We start from the raw sequence: 205 nt of genomic DNA on the forward strand, positions 1-205 counted from the left end.
GCGTTCTAGCTCTTCACGTTCTGTTTCATTAAGTGGCTCACTCTTCGATACTTGTTTTTGATTATTTTCTTTCTTAGACATATGTTTTCTTGGTCTCCCTTGTTTGCCCTCTAGAGCAGCTGGACCACCTTCTTGTAACTTGCGATTCCAGGTAGCGATTGTTGGATAATGCTTGATACCAAAGTATTCCGCTGTTTCTCTATAG

At 41.0% G+C, this 205-nt stretch carries 1 protein-coding gene; it reads right to left on the reverse strand.

Going from position 1 to position 205, the window contains the following annotated elements; genetic code table 11:
* A partial coding sequence (locus HMPREF3029_RS02990; protein ID WP_144265399.1) for a helix-turn-helix domain-containing protein occupies window positions 1–205 on the reverse strand: 205 nt, incomplete at both ends.

The sequence above is a fragment of the Nosocomiicoccus sp. HMSC059G07 genome (assembly GCF_001815515.1).
Lineage (GTDB): Bacteria > Bacillota > Bacilli > Staphylococcales > Salinicoccaceae > Nosocomiicoccus > Nosocomiicoccus ampullae_A.